Origin of the sequence: Sphingomonas sp. DC4900, from assembly GCF_049896485.1 — a bacterium.
Lineage (GTDB): Bacteria > Pseudomonadota > Alphaproteobacteria > Sphingomonadales > Sphingomonadaceae > Sphingomonas > Sphingomonas aquatilis.
In genome coordinates, this window is the sequence record NZ_JAFCUK010000009.1 from 1 (window position 1) to 15,769 (window position 15,769).

Below are 15,769 nucleotides of genomic sequence, written 5' to 3' on the forward strand. Positions count from 1 at the left end.
GCCATCATCTGGCTTCGCCATCGGCGCATCGCTCGCTGCCTAGGCGAAGTACGTGTTTGCGTGGGTTTGATGGCGGAAACGTCAGGCCGGCGCGCGCATCGCGTTGGACAGGTCCTGCTGGGACTGGCGGGCTGTCCTCCGAACCTGAGCGCCTCGTGGGCAACGGATCGCCGTGGTTTGGGGAAAGACGACCTCGGACCGACCGCAGCCGATCGACGCCGGGCGACACCCATATCGGCGTGATAATGCTGCTGCACCTCCGGCAAGCCGATACGCGGGCCATCGCCGGATGGCCTCAGAGGATTATAATGAAAGCGACACCGCCTGCCAATGTTCGAGATCGGGTCGGCACCGCGTGTGAAAACAAAACCAGAGCAGCCCAGCGGCATGCTCCTCGTCACATCTCGGTCTCAACTGCATATCGCAGGACAAAATGGTGCCCAGAAGAGGACTCGAACCTCCACGACCTTGCGATCGCCAGCACCTGAAGCTGGTGCGTCTACCAATTCCGCCATCTGGGCACGGGGTAGGTGGCGGCCTTTAGGGGGCGGCCATGTGCCTTGTCAACACGCCTTTTGGGGGGCAAGGGGGCGATTGTCAGGACAGCGACGAAAAAAAGGCCCGAGGCGCATGCAGGACAAGCTGGTTACGATCTTCGGCGGCGGCGGTTTCGTCGGTCGCTATGTGGTGCAGGCGCTGCTGCGCGGCGGCGCCCGGGTGCGTATCGCCGAGCGGGATCCGCGTCATGCCTGGTTCCTGCGCCCGCTGGGCGGCCTCGGCCAGACGCAGTTCGTCGCGGCGGACGTGACCAAGCCGGAGACGGTCGCGCGCGCCGTCGCGGGCGCGGATGCGGTGATCAACATGGTCGGCATCCTGTCCGGCAATTTCGAAGCGCTGCACGTCGGTGGCGCGCGCAACGTCGCCGAGGCAGCGGCTGCGGCGGGCGTCGAGACGCTGGTTCATATGTCCGCGATCGGCGCCGACCCTGAGGCGCAATCGGGCTACGGCAGCAGCAAGGGCCGCGGCGAGGCGGCGGTGCGCGCGGCCTTCCCGGGCGCGGCGATCATCCGCCCCTCGATCGTGTTCGGGCGTGAGGACCAGTTCATCAACCGCTTCGCCGGCATGGTCGCCAAGTCGCCGGTGGTGCCGGTGCTGCGCGCGCCGGTGAAGTTCCAGCCGGTCTTCGCCGCCGACGTCGGCGATGCGATGGCGAACGCGACCGGCGCGGCCTATGCGGGCCGCACATTCGAGCTCGGCGGGCCGGACGTGATGACGATGGGCGAGATCATCCGCTGGATCGCCGCGACGCTCGGCCGCAGCCCCTCGATCGTCGAGCTGCCGGATGCTGCCGGCGCCTTGCTCGCCGCGCTGCCGCTGGCGCCGATCACCAAGGACCAGTGGCTCATGCTCCAGCACGACAACGTCGTCGCAGCGGGGGCGGAGGGGCTGTCCGCGCTGGGCGTCGACCCGACGCCGCTGCAGGCGGTCGCGCCCGACTGGCTCGTCCGCTTCCGGCGCACCGGTCGCTTCGGTCGCCGCGCGGCCACCCTCGCCGCATAACGCGGACGGCCCGACCGCATCCCCGTTCGCCCCGAGCCGGTCGCCACCCCGCCCACGGGCGCGGGTGGCATCGACCGGACCGGGTGAGCGGACATCCCATTACCGCCCCCCGCCTTAAGGACCGTGCATGGACCTCCTCACCGTCATTCTCCTCGGCATCGTCGAGGGGGTCACCGAATTCCTGCCCGTCTCCTCAACCGGGCATCTGATCCTCGCCGGCACGCTGCTCGGCGTCCAGGACAAGGCGACCGCGACCTTTGACATCGTCATCCAGCTCGGCGCGATCCTGGCGGTCGTCGTCCTCTACTGGCGGCGGTTCTGGGATGTCGCGGTCGGCCTGTTCGCGAAGAAGCCGGGCGCCTTCGCCTTCGTGCGCAACATCGTGCTCGGCTTCCTGCCGGCGATGGTCATCGGCCTCGTCGTCTACAAGGCGGTGAAGGCGCTGCTGGAAAGCCCGACGGTCGTCGCGGTCGCGCTGATCGTCGGTGGCATCGCGATCCTCGTCATCGAGCGGCTGGTGAAACAGGCGCGGATCGAATCGGTCGAGGCGATGCCCTGGTCGACCGCACTGGGCGTCGGCGTCGTCCAGTGTCTGGCGATGATCCCGGGCGTCAGCCGCTCGGGCGCAACGATCATGGGCGCGCTGAGCATGGGGGTCGATCGGCGCGCGGCGGCGGAATTTTCCTTCTTCCTCGCCATCCCGACGATGCTCGCCGCCTCCGCCTACGATCTGCTGAAGTCGGGCGCGACGCTGGGGCAGGGCGAGTGGCTGAGCATCGCGATCGGCTTCGTCGTGTCGTTCGTCGTCGCGATCGTGGTGATCCGCTGGTTCGTCGGCATCGTCAGCCGGCACGGCTTCGCCCCCTTCGCCTGGTATCGCATCATCGTCGGCGCGGTGGCGCTCGTCGCGCTCCAGTTACGTTAGGGCTTAAAGCGGACCTAATTTGGCGCGCCGCGGCCTTGATGAGAGTCAATCGCAAAGATAATTGCCGATATTAGGTCAGCAAATAAGCCATATCGGTCATTTTGCGCATGACATGGGCCTCTCCGCTTCCTATTGCGGTCGTGAGGAGGCCTTATGGCGCACGATTCCATGCTGAAGTTCGTAGGCAGGCCGCAGGCCTATCCCGCCAAGCGCGATGCTGCCGCGCGGGCGGAGGATTTCGCCGAAATTGCCGCGCGCTACGCGCCTCCGGCGGCGGAGGATCAGGCCGGGCGCTGCTCGCAATGCGGCGTGCCCTATTGCTCAGTCCATTGTCCGCTGCACAACCATATCCCCGACTGGCTGCGCCTGACCGCGGAGGGGCGGCTGCGCGAAGCCTATGAACTGAGCAACTCCACCTCGACCATGCCCGAAATCTGCGGCCGCATCTGCCCGCAGGACCGGTTGTGCGAGGGCAATTGCGTCGTCGAATTCACCGGCCATGGCGCGGTGACGATCGGATCGGTCGAGAAGTTCATCACCGATACCGCCTGGGAAGAAGGCTGGGTCGAGCCGCTGGTGCCGGGGCCCGCACGCGGCCAGTCGGTCGCAGTGATCGGCGCGGGGCCGGCGGGCCTGACGGCAGCCGAATATCTGCGCGGCCATGGCTATGAGGTCCACGTCTACGACCGGCACGACCGCGCCGGCGGGCTGCTCACCTATGGCATCCCCGGCTTCAAGCTCGAAAAGCCCGTCGTCATGCGCCGCGTCGAGCGGCTGAAGGCGGGTGGCATCGTCTTCCACGAAGGCTTCCGCGTCGGCGAGGATGCGAGCCTGGACGCATTGCGCCAGCGTCATGACGCGGTGCTGATCGCGACGGGCGTGTACAAGGCGCGCGCGCTCGACGTCGCAGGCGGCGACGACAGCCGCGTCGTCGCGGCGCTCGACTATCTGATCGCGTCGAACCGCAAGGGCTTCGGCGATGCGGTGCCCGCGTTCGATGGCGGCGCGCTGAATGCCGAGGGCAAGCATGTCGTCGTGATCGGCGGCGGCGATACCGCGATGGACTGCGTGCGCACCGCGATCCGCCAGGGCGCGGCGAGCGTGAAGTGCCTCTATCGCCGCGACCGCACCAACATGCCCGGCAGCCAGCGTGAGGTCGCCAATGCCGAGGAGGAGGGCGCCGAATTCGTCTGGCTGTCCGCCCCCGCCGCCTTCGACGCCGACGGCACGGTGCGCGCGCGGAAAATGCGGCTGGGTGCCGCCGACGCCAGCGGCCGCCGCGCGCCCGAACCCGATCCCAGCGGCGATTTCACGCTCCAGGCCGATCTGGTCGTGAAGGCGCTGGGCTTCGATGCCGAGGATCTGCCGACGCTGTTCGGCGCGCCCGAACTGGGCGTCAGCCGCTGGGGCACGGTGCTGGTCGACGGCAAGACGCTGATGACCAGCCTCGACGGCGTGTTCGCCGCCGGCGACATCGTCCGCGGCGCGAGCCTGGTGGTGTGGGCGATCCGCGACGGCCGCGACGTCGCGGCGACGATGCATAAATGGCTAAAGGCCAAGGCAAAGGCGGCGAGGGTCGCGGCGTGAAGCGGACGGCAATATGCGCGGCGATGGCGACGACGCTCGCGGTCGGGGCCGGATATTCCCAGACGCCGCGCGCGACGCTGAAGATGCCCCCCGCCGCGGCCGATCCGGCGGTCGATGACGCGCGCCGCGGGGCCGCCGGTCGCCTGCTCGTCGCAAGCCGATTCCGCGAGCGGCAGGCGGTGTTGCTCGACGACAGCATCCGCTCCGCCCGCGCCACCTTGCTGTCCGAATGTCTCGATCGCGCGGAGGAAGGGCGCAACCTCGCCGACTGTCGCGCGACGGGCGAGCCGACGCCTGAGATCGCCGCTCGGCTTGCCGCTCGCCGCCCCGCCATGCTCGACGAGATCATGGCGGCCAGCCAGACCATTTACGCGCGGCGCTTCACCGCGTCCGAAATGGACGAGATCACCCGTTTCTTCCAAACGCCCGTCGGGCGGAAGTACGGCGAATTCTATCCGCAAATCATCGCCGAAGTGCAGTCCCGCAAGGCCGCGATCGCACGCCGTTATCTCATCCAGGCAGCGCGCCCGGCAGCAAAGGCCCGTCCATGACCGACCAACGCACCTATCTCGCCGAGCACGGCATGTATCGTCCCGATACCGAAGGCGACGCCTGCGGCGTCGGCCTCGTCGCCGCGACCGATGGCCGCGCCTCGCGGCGCGTCGTGCAGTCGGCGGTCGATGCGCTGAAGGCGGTGTGGCATCGCGGCGCGGTGGACGCCGACGGCAAGACCGGCGACGGCGCGGGCATCCACATCGACCTGCCGCATCGCTTCTTCGACGATGCGGTCGTCGCCAGTGGCCATAAGGTGCTGCCCAACCGCTTGGCGGTCGGCATGATCTTCCTGCCGCGTACCGATCTCGGTGCGCAGGAAACCTGCCGCACGATCGTCGAGAGCGCGATCATCGAGGCGGGGTACACGATCTACGGCTGGCGCCAGGTGCCCGTCGACGTGTCGGTCATCGGCATGAAGGCGCAGGCGACGCGGCCCGAGATCGAACAGATCATGATCGCCGGCCCGATGCCGGACGACGTCGATGCCGCCGAATTCGAGAAGAACCTGTACCTGGTCCGTCGCCGGATCGAAAAGCGCGTCATCGCCGCGCAGATCCAGGGCTTCTACATCTGTTCGCTGTCGTGCCGCTCGATCGTCTACAAGGGGCTGTTCCTCGCCGAGAGCCTGTCGGTCTTCTACCCCGATTTGCAGGACCAGCGCTTCGAATCGCGCGTCGCGATCTTCCACCAGCGCTATTCCACCAACACCTTCCCGCAATGGTGGCTGGCGCAGCCGTTCCGCTGCCTCGCGCACAACGGCGAGATCAACACGGTTCGCGGCAACAAGAACTGGATGCTCAGCCACGAAATCCGCATGGCGAGCCTCGCGTTCGGCGAGCATTCGGAAGACATCAAGCCGGTGATCCCGGCGGGCGCCAGCGACACCGCGGCGCTCGACGCGGTGTTCGAGACGATCTGCCGCTCCGGCCGTGACGCGCCGACCGCGAAGATCATGCTGGTGCCCGAAGCGTGGCAGAAGGACACCGACGTCCCCGCCGACCATGCCGCCATGTATCAGTATCTCGCCAGCGTCATGGAGCCGTGGGACGGCCCCGCCGCGCTGGCGATGACCGATGGCCGCTGGGCGGTGGCCGGTGTCGACCGCAACGCGCTGCGCCCGCTGCGGTATACGCGCACGTCGGACGGTCTGCTGATCGTCGGATCGGAAACCGGCATGGTCGTCGTCCCCGAATCGACGATCGTCGCCAAGGGCCGGCTGGGGCCGGGCCAGATGATCGCGGTCGACCTCGACGAAGGCCGGGTTATGAACGACCGCGAGGTGAAGGACCGGATCGCTGGCGAGCATGACTATGCCGCAATGATCGGCGAATTCCACACGCTCGACGATCTGCCCGACGTACCCGACGCTTTGGTCCGCTACGATCGCGCGGGCCTCACCCGCCGCCAGGTCGCCGCCGGCCAGACGCTGGAGGATATGGAGCTGATCCTGGCGCCGATGGTCGAGACGGGCAAGGAAGCCGTCGGCTCGATGGGCGACGACACGCCGCTCGCCGTCATCAGCGACAAGCCGCGGCTGATCAGCCAGTTCTTCCGCCAGAACTTCAGCCAGGTGACGAACCCGCCGATCGATTCCCTGCGCGAACGCTATGTCATGTCGCTCAAGACGCGCTTCGGCAATCTCGCCAACATCCTCGATACCGAGGATCAGCGCGACCGCGTGCTCGTGCTCGATTCGCCGGTGCTGACCGGCCAGCATTGGGCCCGGCTGCGCGCGCACTTCGCGCGCACCGCGACCGAGATCGACTGCACCTTCGACGCTGATGGCGGCCCGGAAAAGCTGCGCGCCGCGATCCAGCGAATCCGCAACGAGGCCGAACAGGCGGTGCGCCAGGGCAAGAGCGAGCTGTTCCTGACCGACGAGCACGTTTCCGAAGACCGGATCGCGATCGCCGGCGTGCTGGCGGCGGCGGCGGTGCATACGCACCTCGTCCGCCGGGGCCTGCGCTCCTACGCCTCGATCAACGTCCGTTCGGCCGAATGCCTCGACACGCATTATTATGCGGTGCTGATCGGCGTCGGCGCGACGACCGTGAACGCCTATCTCGCCGAAGCCGCGATCGTCGACCGCCACACCCGCGGGCTGTTCGGCGACCTGTCCTTGGACGAATGCCTCAAGCGGCATCGCACCGCGATCGAGGAAGGGCTGCTCAAGATCATGAGCAAGATGGGGATCGCGGTGATCTCCAGCTATCGCGGCGGCTACAACTTCGAAGCGGTCGGCCTCAGCCGCAGCCTGGTCAACGATCTGTTCCCCGGCATGCCCGCGAAGATCAGTGGCGAGGGCTATAACTCGCTCCACTATAGCGCGATCGTCCGCCACGAACAGGCGTGGGACGAAGGCGTCGCCAAGCTGCCGATCGGTGGCTTCTACCGCCAGCGCCATACGGGCGAGACGCACGCCTATTCGGCGCAGCTGATGCACCTGTTGCAGACCGCGGTGTCGACCGACAGCTACACGCAATATCTGCAATTCAGCCGCGGCGTCGCCGATCTGCCGCCGGTCTATCTGCGTGACCTGCTCCAGTTCAACTTCCCCGCCGAAGGCGTGCCGGTCGATCAGGTTGAGGCGATCACCGAAATCCGCAAACGCTTCGTCACCCCCGGTATGTCGCTGGGCGCGCTCTCTCCCGAAGCGCACGAGACGCTGGCGATCGCCATGAACCGCATCGGCGCCAAGGCGGTGTCGGGCGAGGGCGGCGAGGACGTCAAGCGCTTCAGCCCGTACGAAAACGGCGACAACGCCAATTCGACGATCAAGCAGATCGCGTCGGGCCGCTTCGGCGTGACCGCCGAATATCTTAACGCCTGCGAAGAGATCGAGATCAAGGTCGCGCAAGGGGCGAAGCCCGGTGAGGGCGGGCAGCTGCCCGGTTTCAAGGTGACCGAATTCATCGCCAAGCTGCGCCATGCGACGCCGGGCGTGACGCTGATCAGCCCGCCGCCGCACCACGACATCTATTCGATCGAAGACCTCGCGCAGCTGATCTACGACCTGAAGCAGATCAACCCGCGCGCGCGCGTCTGCGTGAAGCTGGTGAGTTCCTCAGGCATCGGCACCGTCGCGGCGGGTGTCGCCAAGGCGCATGCCGACGTCATCCTCGTCGCCGGCCACGTCGGCGGCACGGGTGCGAGCCCGCAGACCAGCGTCAAATACGCCGGCACGCCGTGGGAAATGGGCCTCAGCGAGGTCAATCAGGTCCTCACCCTCAACGGCCTGCGCGGCCGAGTGCGCCTGCGCACCGATGGTGGCCTCAAGACCGGTCGCGACATCGTCATCGCCGCGATCCTCGGCGCGGAGGAGTTCGGCATCGGCACGTTGTCGCTGGTCGCGATGGGCTGCATCATGGTGCGCCAGTGCCATTCGAACACCTGCCCGGTCGGCGTCTGCACGCAGGACGAAGCCTTGCGTTCGAAGTTCGTCGGCACGCCCGAAAAGGTCATCAACCTGATGACCTTCATCGCCGAAGAGGTGCGCGACATCCTCGCTCGCCTGGGCGTGCGCAGCCTCGACGAGGTGATCGGCCGCACCGAATTGCTCCGCCAGGTCAGCCGCGGCGCCGAGCATCTCGACGACCTCGATTTGAACCCGATCCTTGCCAAGGTCGATGCGACCGATGCCGAGCGTCGCTTCAGCCTGTCGACCTTCCGCAACGACGTGCCCGACAGCCTCGATGCGCAAATCATCAAGGATGCCGCCGCCGTCTTCAGCCGCGGCGAGAAGATGCAGCTGACCTATTCGGTGCGCAACACGCACCGCGCGGTCGGTACGCGCCTGTCGAGCGAGATCACGCGCCGCTTCGGCATGAGCAAGCTCGCCGACGGCCACGTCACGATCCGCCTGCGCGGCTCCGCTGGCCAGTCGCTCGGCGCCTTCATGTGTAAGGGCATTACGCTGGAGGTGTTCGGCGACGCCAACGATTATGTCGGCAAGGGCCTGTCGGGCGGCACGATCATCCTGCGGCCGGCGGTGTCGTCCCCGCTCGCCAGCCAGGACAATACGATCGCGGGCAACACCTGCCTCTATGGCGCCACCAGCGGCACGTTGCTCGCGGCGGGGCAGGCGGGCGAGCGCTTCGCGGTGCGCAATTCGGGCGCGACCGTGGTGGTCGAGGGCTGCGGCGCCAACGGCTGCGAATATATGACCGGCGGCGTCGCGGTGCTGCTCGGCACGGTCGGCCAGAATTTCGGCGCCGGCATGACCGGCGGTATGGCCTTCGTCTACGATCCGCACGCGACCTTCGAACGCCGCGCCAATCCCGACAGCATCGTCTGGCAGCGTCTCGCCTCGGCGCATTGGGAAGGCGTGCTCAAGGACCTCGTCGAACGCCACGCCAAGGCCACCGACAGCAAATGGTCGAAGAGCCTGCTCGCCGACTGGGACCGGATCGCCGGTGATTTCTGGCAGGTGATCCCGAAGGAAATGCTCTCCCGCCAGACCCACCCGCTCGACGACACGGTCGAGGCGGTGGCGGCGGAATAGGGATCGACAACATTTCGTCATCCCGGCGCACGCCGGGATCCATGGAAGGCGGTGAGGCCGCGGTAGCGCGCATCATCAGCCGCATGCATCCATGGATTCCGGCCCGCGCCGGAATGACGAAAACGGGAAGCGTCCTTATCCCACCACCGTCGGCTGGCCCTGCATCTCGCGTCCCTGCTCGCCCAAGGCGTTGCGCAGCACGATCCCCAACGCCTCCTCAACGGTGACCTGCCAACGCGCAGCCAATGCGCGTAACCCGGCTTCGATCTCCGCATGGTCGATGTGGATCACGCCATCGATGATGCGAACACCGTCATCGAAGGCCATCACTGCTTCCCTCCATCCGCCCATGCTTCTAACACCGCAGGCATGTGGCAGCTCTACCAATTCCCCCTGTGCCCGTTCAGCCGCAAGGTGCGGCTGCTGCTCGGTGAAAAGGGCATCGGCTATCAGCTGGTGCGCGAATCGCCGTGGGAGCGGCGCGACGAGTTCATGGACATGAACCCCGCCGGCGAAACGCCGGTGATGGTCGACGCCAGCCGCCCGGGTGCGCCGCTGATCGATTCGATGGCGATCTGCGAATATTTCGAAGAAACGGTCGACAAGGCGGCGACGATCAACGGCACCGCCGCCAACCGCGCCGAGATCCGCCGGCTGGTGACGTGGTTCGACACGCATTTCTATCGCGACGTCACCGGGCCGCTGCTGCACGAGCGTGTCGTCAAGCGCCTCGCCCACCGCGCCTCGCCCGATGCCAAGGGCCTGCGCGAGGCGATGAAGGCGGCGGTCAGTCATCTCGATTACACCGATTACCTGCTCGATCACCGCAACTGGCTGGGCGGCGCGACGATGAGTCTCGCCGACCTCGCCGCCGCCGCGCAGATTTCGGTGGCGGACTATTTGGGCGGCATCGACTGGAAGGGGCATGACCAGACCGCGCGCTGGTATCGCGGCTTCAAGAGCCGTCCGAGCTTCCGGCCGTTGCTGTCCGAGCGGATGGAGCTAATCGGCCCTCCGGCGCATTATGACAATGTCGACTTCTGATCCGCTCGGCCCCGACCCGCTGACGTTCGCCGAATTCGAGCGGGTGGACATCCGCGTCGGTACGATCGTCGCCGCCGAGCCCTTCCCCGAAGCGCGCAAGCCCGCGATCAAGCTGCGCATCGATTTCGGCGAGGGCATCGGCATCAAGCGGTCGTCGGCGCAGATCACCACGCACTACACCCCCGAAGACCTGATCGGGCGTCAGGTCGCCGCGGTGGTCAACTTCCCGCCGCGCCAGATAGGGCCGGTCATGTCCGAAGTGCTGACGCTCGGCTTCCCCGATGCGGACGGCAAGGTGGTGCTGATCGCCCCCGATCAGCCGGTGCCGAACGGCGGCCGCCTCTTCTAATTAAGTCCTCCCCCGCCAGGGGGAGGTGGCATGCCGCAAGGCATGACGGAGGGGGAGGTCAGCGAAGCGCTTCGGTACTGGCGGCGTGAATGCCCGCCCCGTCACCGCCATAGGTAGCACCCCGCATCGCGTCGCTTCGGCCAAGCTCTCATGCATCTGCCCAAACCCAGCCGTCACCCCAGCGCAGGCCGGGGTCTCCCGGTGAAGGCGTCCGCCAAAAGCTGCCAAAGACCACAGCCTGCGCCGGGGTGGCACCTACGGGCAGGCCGAGTTTCCCGCCCGTTCCGACAAAGGTGCCGCGAATCAGCTCCGCAGCACCGCACCCTGTTTCGCCGCCGCCGCGACGATCTTGTCGGCGATCGCCTTCAGCGCCTCGTCGGTGAAGCTCTTGTCGGCGGGCTGGAGCACCGCCTCCACCGCGACCGACTTGAACCCCTCGTCGACGCCGGCGCCGGTGAACACGTCGAACACGCGTGCCCCCGTGATCGCCGCCTTGTCCGCTGATCGCACCGCGCGCACCAGCGCGTCGGCGCTGACGCCCTGCGGCACCAGGAAGGCGAAGTCGCGGCGCACCGATTGCAGCGCCGGCGGCGCGAAGGCCGGGCGCATGAAGCCGCTCATGCGCTTGGCGGGTAGCGCATCGAGATACACTTCCACCGCGGCGACTGCGCCGTCGAGGTCGAACGCCTTGAGCAGGCTGGGGTGCAGCATGCCGAAGCGCGCCAGCACCGTCTTCGGCCCCAGCCGCAGCGTGCCAGACTGGCCGGGGTGCCACGCGTCGCCGGCCTCGCCCATCACCTGCAGATTGTCGACCGGCGCCCCCGCCGCGGCGAGCAGCGCCAGCGCCTCCGCCTTGGCGTCATAGGCGTCGAAGCCCGTCGCCTTGCCGCCACGCCAGCCGCGCTCGCGCGCATGGCCGGCCAGCACAACGCCCACGGTCGGATGCTCGCCATCGACCAGGTAGCGGCGGCCGATCTCGAACAGCCGCACGGTCGCGATGCCGCGCTTCAGGTTGCGTGCGCTCGCCGACAGCAGGCCGGGCAGCAGCGACGGCCGCATGACCTTCAGGTCTTCGCTGATCGGGTTGGCGAGGCTCCACGTGCCTCCGCCGAACGGCGCGGCCTGCGCTTCCGACAGGAAGCTCCACGTCACCGCCTCGTCCAGCCCGCGCGCGGCGGCGGCGCGGCGGACGCGGCGTTCCAGCTTCTGGTCGGGCGTGGCGGTCGGGCGCGCGACGCCGGGCGTGCGCGGCAGCGCGACGGGCGCGACCTTATCGATCCCCTCGATGCGGATGACTTCCTCGACCAGATCGGCGGGGCCGTCGATATCCCGGCGCCACGTCGGCACGGTGACCGTCCAGTCGCCGTCGACCGCGAAGCCGAGCCGTTCGAGGATGTCGCGCTGCCGCTCCGGTGCGACCGCGAGGCCGCCCAGCGTTTCGGCGCGTGCCGGGTCGTAGCCAATCGTCCGCGGCGCCACCGGCGGTTCGCCCGCGCGGGTGACAGCGCTCGCCGTGCCGCCGCAATAGTGCTGGACGAGGAAGGTCGCGATGGCCAGGCCGTCGTCGAGGAACGCCGGGTCGACACCGCGCTCGAAGCGCTGGCGCGCATCGCTGGTGAGCGTGAGCGCCTGGCCCGTCCGCGCGATCGCGTCGGGCGCGAAATAGGCGCATTCGATGACGACGTCGGTCGTCTCGGCTGTGACGCTGGAATGCTCGCCGCCCATGATGCCGCCGATGTCGTGGACGCCCGCATCGTCGGCGATGACGGTCATGCCTTCGCGCAGCGTATAGGTCTTGCCGTTCAGCGCCTCGATCGTCTCCCCGTCGCGGGCGGACCGCGCGACGAGGCCGCCGGTCAGCTTCGCGCGATCATAGACGTGCAGCGGGCGCCCCAGGTCGATGGTCATGTAATTGGTGATGTCGACCAGGGTCGAGATCGGCTTCTGCCCGATCGCGGTCAGCCGCTGGCGCATCCATTCCGGCGCCTCGCCATTGGTGAGGCCAGTAACCGCCTGTGCGTAGAAGGCCGGGCAGCCGGCGGCGTCCTCGATCCGCACGTCCGGACCGGGGCCTTGCACATCGTTCGCGGGCACGGTCGGCGGCACCAACGTGCCGAGGCCGGCGGCGGCGAGGTCGCGGGCAATGCCGTGGACGCCCATGCAATCCTGCCGGTTGGGCGTGATCGATACGTCGATGACCGGATCGTTCAGCCCGGCATAGTCGGGGTAGGGGGTGCCGACCGGCGCGTCCTCGGGCAGTTCGATGATGCCGTCATGGCCCTCGCCGATCTCCAGCTCGCGCGCCGAACACATCATGCCGTTCGATTCGACGCCGCGGATCGCCGCGACCTTCAGCGTCACGTCGAGGCCGGGAACATAGGCACCCGGCGCGCCGAACACGCCGACCAGGCCGGCGCGTGCGTTGGGCGCGCCGCAGACGACCTGCATCGGACCGTCACCGGCATCGACGCTCAGCACCTGCAGCTTGTCGGCTTGCGGGTGACGCTCGGCTGACAGGATGCGCGCGACGCGGAACGCCTGCAGCGCCTCCCCGGGATTGTGGACGCCCTCCACCTCCAGCCCGATGCGCGTCAGCCCGTCGACGATATCGTCGAGGCTCGCATCGGTGGTCAGGTGGTCCTTGAGCCAGGAAAGGGTGAATTTCATCGGTCGTTCCGTTCTGATCGTCATCCCGGCGCACGCCGGGATCCATGGACGCGGTCGGCCTTGGGGCGGGCGGGCCGTATCCTTATGTCCTGCGCCGTATCCATGGATCCCGGCGTGCGCCGGGATGACGGATACGAGCGCGGGGCTTTACGCCGCGCCGACGCCGCCCGACAGCGTCGGCACGTCGAGGCTGGAAAAGCCATAATGCTTCAGCCAGCGGATATCGCCGTCGAAGAAGGGCCTAAGGTCGTCCATGCCGTATTTCAGCATGGCGAGTCGGTCGATCCCGCAGCCGAAGGCAAAGCCCTGCCATTCGTTGGGGTCCAGCCCGCACGCTTCGATGACCTTGGGGTGGACCATGCCGCTGCCCAGCACCTCCATCCAGCCGCCGCCCGACCCACCGATCACGCGCTTGCCCTTCTCGATCGTATAGCCGACGTCGACTTCCGCCGACGGTTCGGTGAACGGGAAATAGCTCGGGCGTAGGCGCAGCACGATGTCGTCGCGCTCGAAGAACGCCTTCAGGAACGTCTCCAGCGTCCATTTCAGGTGGCCGAGCGTGATGCCCTTGTCGATCACCAGCCCTTCGACCTGATGGAACATCGGCGTGTGCGTCGCATCCGAATCGGAGCGATAGGTACGGCCCGGCGCGATGATGCGGATCGGCGGCTGCTGGTTCAGCATCGTGCGGATCTGCACCGGCGACGTATGCGTGCGCAGCAGCGAGAAGGTCGTGCGCTCGTCGAAGCTGCCGTCCGCCTTCGCGTCGATCCCCTGCTGCAGGTAGAAGGTGTCGTGCATGGCGCGCGCCGGATGCGTCTCCGGAATGTTGAGCGCGCTGAAATTGTGCCAGTCGGTCTCGATCTCCGGCCCCGTCGCCACCGCGAAGCCCAGGTCGGCGAAGATCTCGGCCAGTTCGTCCATCACCTGGCTGACCGGGTGGACCGTGCCGGCGAGCGGCGCGTCGGCGGGCAGCGTCATGTCGAGCGTTTCGCTCGCCAGCCGCGCGTCGAGCGCCGCGCGCTCCAGCGCCTCTTTGCGCGTGGCGATGCCGGTCGCGACCGCCTCGCGCAGGCCATTGATCCGCGGCCCTTCGACCTGGCGCTCCTCGGGGCTCATCTTGCCCAGCGTCTTCAGCAGCGTGGTGACGCTGCCCTGCTTGCCGAGCGCCTCGACCCGCACCGCCTCGAGCGCATCGAGGCTTGCGGCGGATTCGATCGCGGCGATCAGTTGGCCGCGCAGGGTGTCGAGGTCTTGCGTCACGTCATGCTCTCTTTCGTCGGGACCGGCGGCAGGGGGGCAAGCCCCAATCCGACGCCGAGATCGCCCCAGTCTTCGTTCTGCGCTTCGATCAGCTCGATCTTCCACGCGCGCCGCCATTCTTTCAGCCGCTTCTCGCGCACGATGGCGGCTTCCATCGTGGCGTGTACCTCATACCAGACGAGGATGTGGACGCCGTATGCCTTGGTGAAGCCGGGGATCAAGCCCTCGCGATGCTGGATGAGGCGTGCGAGCAGGTTTGAGGTGACGCCAATGTAGAGCGTGCCATGTCGACGGCTGGCGAGGATGTAGACGCAAGGTTGGAAGACGTCGCGCATGAATGGGTTGCCCCTTCCCGCCCCCACCTTCGTCATCCCGACGAAAGTCGGGATCCATGGAGGGGGGTGTGGCCGATGGTAGCACGCAAACGCCACTGGCCCCAGTCCATGGATCCCGGCGTGCGCCGGGATGACGAAAAGGGGGAGGCGGCCGCCGATCACCACCCCCAAACCGAAAAAGGGCGCCGGTGTTGCCACCGACGCCCCTTCGCATTCCGTCCGTCAGGCGCGTTACGCGGCCTGGGGCAGAGCCGCCTTCGCCTGCGCGACGATCGCGGCAAAGGCCGCCGTCTCGTGCATCGCGATGTCGGCCAGGACCTTCCGGTCCAGGTCGATGTTGGCGAGCTTCAGGCCGTGCATGAACTGCGAATAGGTCAGGCCTTCCGCGCGGACGCCGGCGTTGATGCGCTGGATCCACAGACCACGGAAGGTCCGCTTCTTCACCTTGCGGTCGCGATACGCATACTGGCCGGCCTTTTCGACGGCCTGGCGAGCGATACGGATCGTGTTCTTGCGACGGCCGTAATAGCCCTTCGCCTGAGACAGGATGTTCTTGTGCTTGGCGCGAGTGGTTACGCCCCGCTTGACGCGTGCCATGTCCTGATCTCCTTACTTGAGGCCGTACGGCGCCCAGGCCTTCACCGTCGCGGTGTCGGCCTTCGACAGCACCTTGGTGCCGCGGTTCTGGCGGATGTACTTGCTGTTGTGCGAAATCAGGCGGTGGCGCTTGCCGGCGACGCCGTGCTTCAGCAGGCCGCTGGCGGTCAGCTTGAAGCGCTTCTTGACGCCGCTCTTGGTCTTGAGCTTGGGCATTTTGGTCCTTTCGCTATGAGCAGGCATGGACAGCCGCGGCAGCCCTTGATGGCCGGGCAGTCCTGTAGCGCCTCGCTCGGGAAGCGGGCCCCTTACCGCCGCCGCACGCAAAACGCAAGGACGGGCGACCGATGCGGAACCGGAACGAGGGCGCACGCGCTTGGCCACTC

At 67.5% G+C, this 15,769-nt stretch carries 13 protein-coding genes and 1 tRNA gene; 7 read left to right on the forward strand and 7 right to left on the reverse strand.

The annotated features are described in order from the left end of the window. Positions 1 to 434: 434 nt before the first annotated feature. Positions 435 to 521: transfer RNA gene (locus ACP690_RS11235), tRNA-Leu, on the reverse strand. A 109-nt stretch (positions 522 to 630) separates the two neighbouring features. On the opposite strand from ACP690_RS11235, the gene ACP690_RS11240 reads away from it, so the two are divergent. From ACP690_RS11240 to gltB, 5 genes are all read left to right on the forward strand, one after another. Then, positions 631 to 1,560, forward strand: a complete 930-nt coding sequence (locus ACP690_RS11240) for a complex I NDUFA9 subunit family protein (RefSeq protein WP_426261239.1) — start codon at positions 631 to 633, stop codon at positions 1,558 to 1,560. 127 nt (positions 1,561 to 1,687) lie between these two features. Further along, on the forward strand, positions 1,688 to 2,485 hold the full coding sequence (locus ACP690_RS11245; RefSeq protein WP_017977248.1) for an undecaprenyl-diphosphate phosphatase: 798 nt from the start codon (positions 1,688 to 1,690) through the stop codon (positions 2,483 to 2,485). 153 nt (positions 2,486 to 2,638) lie between these two features. Beyond that, the gene (locus tag ACP690_RS11250; RefSeq protein WP_426261238.1) at positions 2,639 to 4,072 is read left to right on the forward strand and encodes an NAD(P)-dependent oxidoreductase; all 1,434 of its coding nucleotides are present in this window, start codon (positions 2,639 to 2,641) and stop codon (positions 4,070 to 4,072) included. After that, positions 4,030 to 4,623, forward strand: coding sequence for a DUF2059 domain-containing protein (locus tag ACP690_RS11255; RefSeq protein ID WP_426261237.1), 594 nt, complete (start codon positions 4,030 to 4,032; stop codon positions 4,621 to 4,623). Before ACP690_RS11250 ends, ACP690_RS11255 begins: the two co-directional genes overlap by 43 nt. Next, entirely contained in the window at positions 4,620 to 9,128 is a 4,509-nt protein-coding gene (gltB, locus tag ACP690_RS11260; protein ID WP_426261236.1) for a glutamate synthase large subunit, read from the forward strand. Before ACP690_RS11255 ends, gltB begins: the two co-directional genes overlap by 4 nt. Before the next feature lie 135 nt (positions 9,129 to 9,263). On the opposite strand, the gene ACP690_RS11265 is transcribed toward gltB, so the two are convergent. Beyond that, entirely contained in the window at positions 9,264 to 9,455 is a 192-nt protein-coding gene (locus ACP690_RS11265) for a hypothetical protein (protein WP_426256457.1), read from the reverse strand. 42 nt (positions 9,456 to 9,497) lie between these two features. Here ACP690_RS11265 and ACP690_RS11270 point away from each other — a divergent pair, with 42 nt between their 5' ends. Both ACP690_RS11270 and ACP690_RS11275 read left to right on the forward strand, forming a co-directional pair. Further along, the gene (locus ACP690_RS11270; protein ID WP_017977253.1) at positions 9,498 to 10,172 is read left to right on the forward strand and encodes a glutathione S-transferase family protein; all 675 of its coding nucleotides are present in this window, start codon (positions 9,498 to 9,500) and stop codon (positions 10,170 to 10,172) included. Further along, positions 10,153 to 10,521 (forward strand): tRNA-binding protein, encoded by a 369-nt coding sequence (locus ACP690_RS11275; RefSeq protein ID WP_426256458.1) that lies wholly within the window; start codon positions 10,153 to 10,155, stop codon positions 10,519 to 10,521. Before ACP690_RS11270 ends, ACP690_RS11275 begins: the two co-directional genes overlap by 20 nt. Before the next feature lie 303 nt (positions 10,522 to 10,824). On the opposite strand, the gene pheT is transcribed toward ACP690_RS11275, so the two are convergent. The 5 genes from pheT to rpmI form a co-directional block, all read right to left on the reverse strand. Next, entirely contained in the window at positions 10,825 to 13,188 is a 2,364-nt protein-coding gene (gene pheT / locus ACP690_RS11280; protein WP_426261235.1) for a phenylalanine--tRNA ligase subunit beta, read from the reverse strand. A gap of 147 nt (positions 13,189 to 13,335) precedes the next feature. Further along, positions 13,336 to 14,451: a phenylalanine--tRNA ligase subunit alpha gene (gene pheS, locus ACP690_RS11285; protein WP_295562907.1), complete on the reverse strand. Its 1,116-nt coding sequence runs from the start codon at positions 14,449 to 14,451 to the stop codon at positions 13,336 to 13,338. Continuing rightward, positions 14,448 to 14,786 carry a GIY-YIG nuclease family protein gene (locus ACP690_RS11290; protein WP_426261234.1) on the reverse strand — a complete coding sequence of 113 codons (339 nt, stop codon included), beginning with the start codon at positions 14,784 to 14,786 and terminating at the stop codon, positions 14,448 to 14,450. The genes pheS and ACP690_RS11290 overlap by 4 nt, the downstream gene beginning before the upstream one ends. A 231-nt stretch (positions 14,787 to 15,017) precedes the next feature. Beyond that, positions 15,018 to 15,383 (reverse strand): 50S ribosomal protein L20, encoded by a 366-nt coding sequence (rplT, locus tag ACP690_RS11295; RefSeq protein WP_017977258.1) that lies wholly within the window; start codon positions 15,381 to 15,383, stop codon positions 15,018 to 15,020. A 12-nt stretch (positions 15,384 to 15,395) separates the two neighbouring features. After that, the gene (gene rpmI, locus ACP690_RS11300; RefSeq protein WP_017977259.1) at positions 15,396 to 15,599 is read right to left on the reverse strand and encodes a 50S ribosomal protein L35; all 204 of its coding nucleotides are present in this window, start codon (positions 15,597 to 15,599) and stop codon (positions 15,396 to 15,398) included. Positions 15,600 to 15,769: the final 170 nt, after the last annotated feature.

Excerpts from the sequence above, each read along its gene's own strand:
- ACP690_RS11240 (WP_426261239.1), top strand. The coding sequence starts at position 631 with ATGCAGGACAAGCTGGTTACGATCTTCGGCGGCGGCGGTTTCGTCGGT.
- ACP690_RS11245 (WP_017977248.1), top strand. The coding sequence starts at position 1,688 with ATGGACCTCCTCACCGTCATTCTCCTCGGCATCGTCGAGGGGGTCACC.
- ACP690_RS11250 (WP_426261238.1), top strand. The coding sequence starts at position 2,639 with ATGGCGCACGATTCCATGCTGAAGTTCGTAGGCAGGCCGCAGGCCTAT.
- ACP690_RS11255 (WP_426261237.1), top strand. The coding sequence starts at position 4,030 with ATGGCTAAAGGCCAAGGCAAAGGCGGCGAGGGTCGCGGCGTGAAGCGG.
- gltB (WP_426261236.1), top strand. The coding sequence starts at position 4,620 with ATGACCGACCAACGCACCTATCTCGCCGAGCACGGCATGTATCGTCCC.
- ACP690_RS11265 (WP_426256457.1), bottom strand. The coding sequence starts at position 9,455 with ATGGCCTTCGATGACGGTGTTCGCATCATCGATGGCGTGATCCACATC.
- ACP690_RS11270 (WP_017977253.1), top strand. The coding sequence starts at position 9,498 with ATGTGGCAGCTCTACCAATTCCCCCTGTGCCCGTTCAGCCGCAAGGTG.
- ACP690_RS11275 (WP_426256458.1), top strand. The coding sequence starts at position 10,153 with ATGACAATGTCGACTTCTGATCCGCTCGGCCCCGACCCGCTGACGTTC.
- pheT (WP_426261235.1), bottom strand. The coding sequence starts at position 13,188 with ATGAAATTCACCCTTTCCTGGCTCAAGGACCACCTGACCACCGATGCG.
- ACP690_RS11290 (WP_426261234.1), bottom strand. The coding sequence starts at position 14,786 with ATGCGCGACGTCTTCCAACCTTGCGTCTACATCCTCGCCAGCCGTCGA.
- rplT (WP_017977258.1), bottom strand. The coding sequence starts at position 15,383 with ATGGCACGCGTCAAGCGGGGCGTAACCACTCGCGCCAAGCACAAGAAC.
- rpmI (WP_017977259.1), bottom strand. The coding sequence starts at position 15,599 with ATGCCCAAGCTCAAGACCAAGAGCGGCGTCAAGAAGCGCTTCAAGCTG.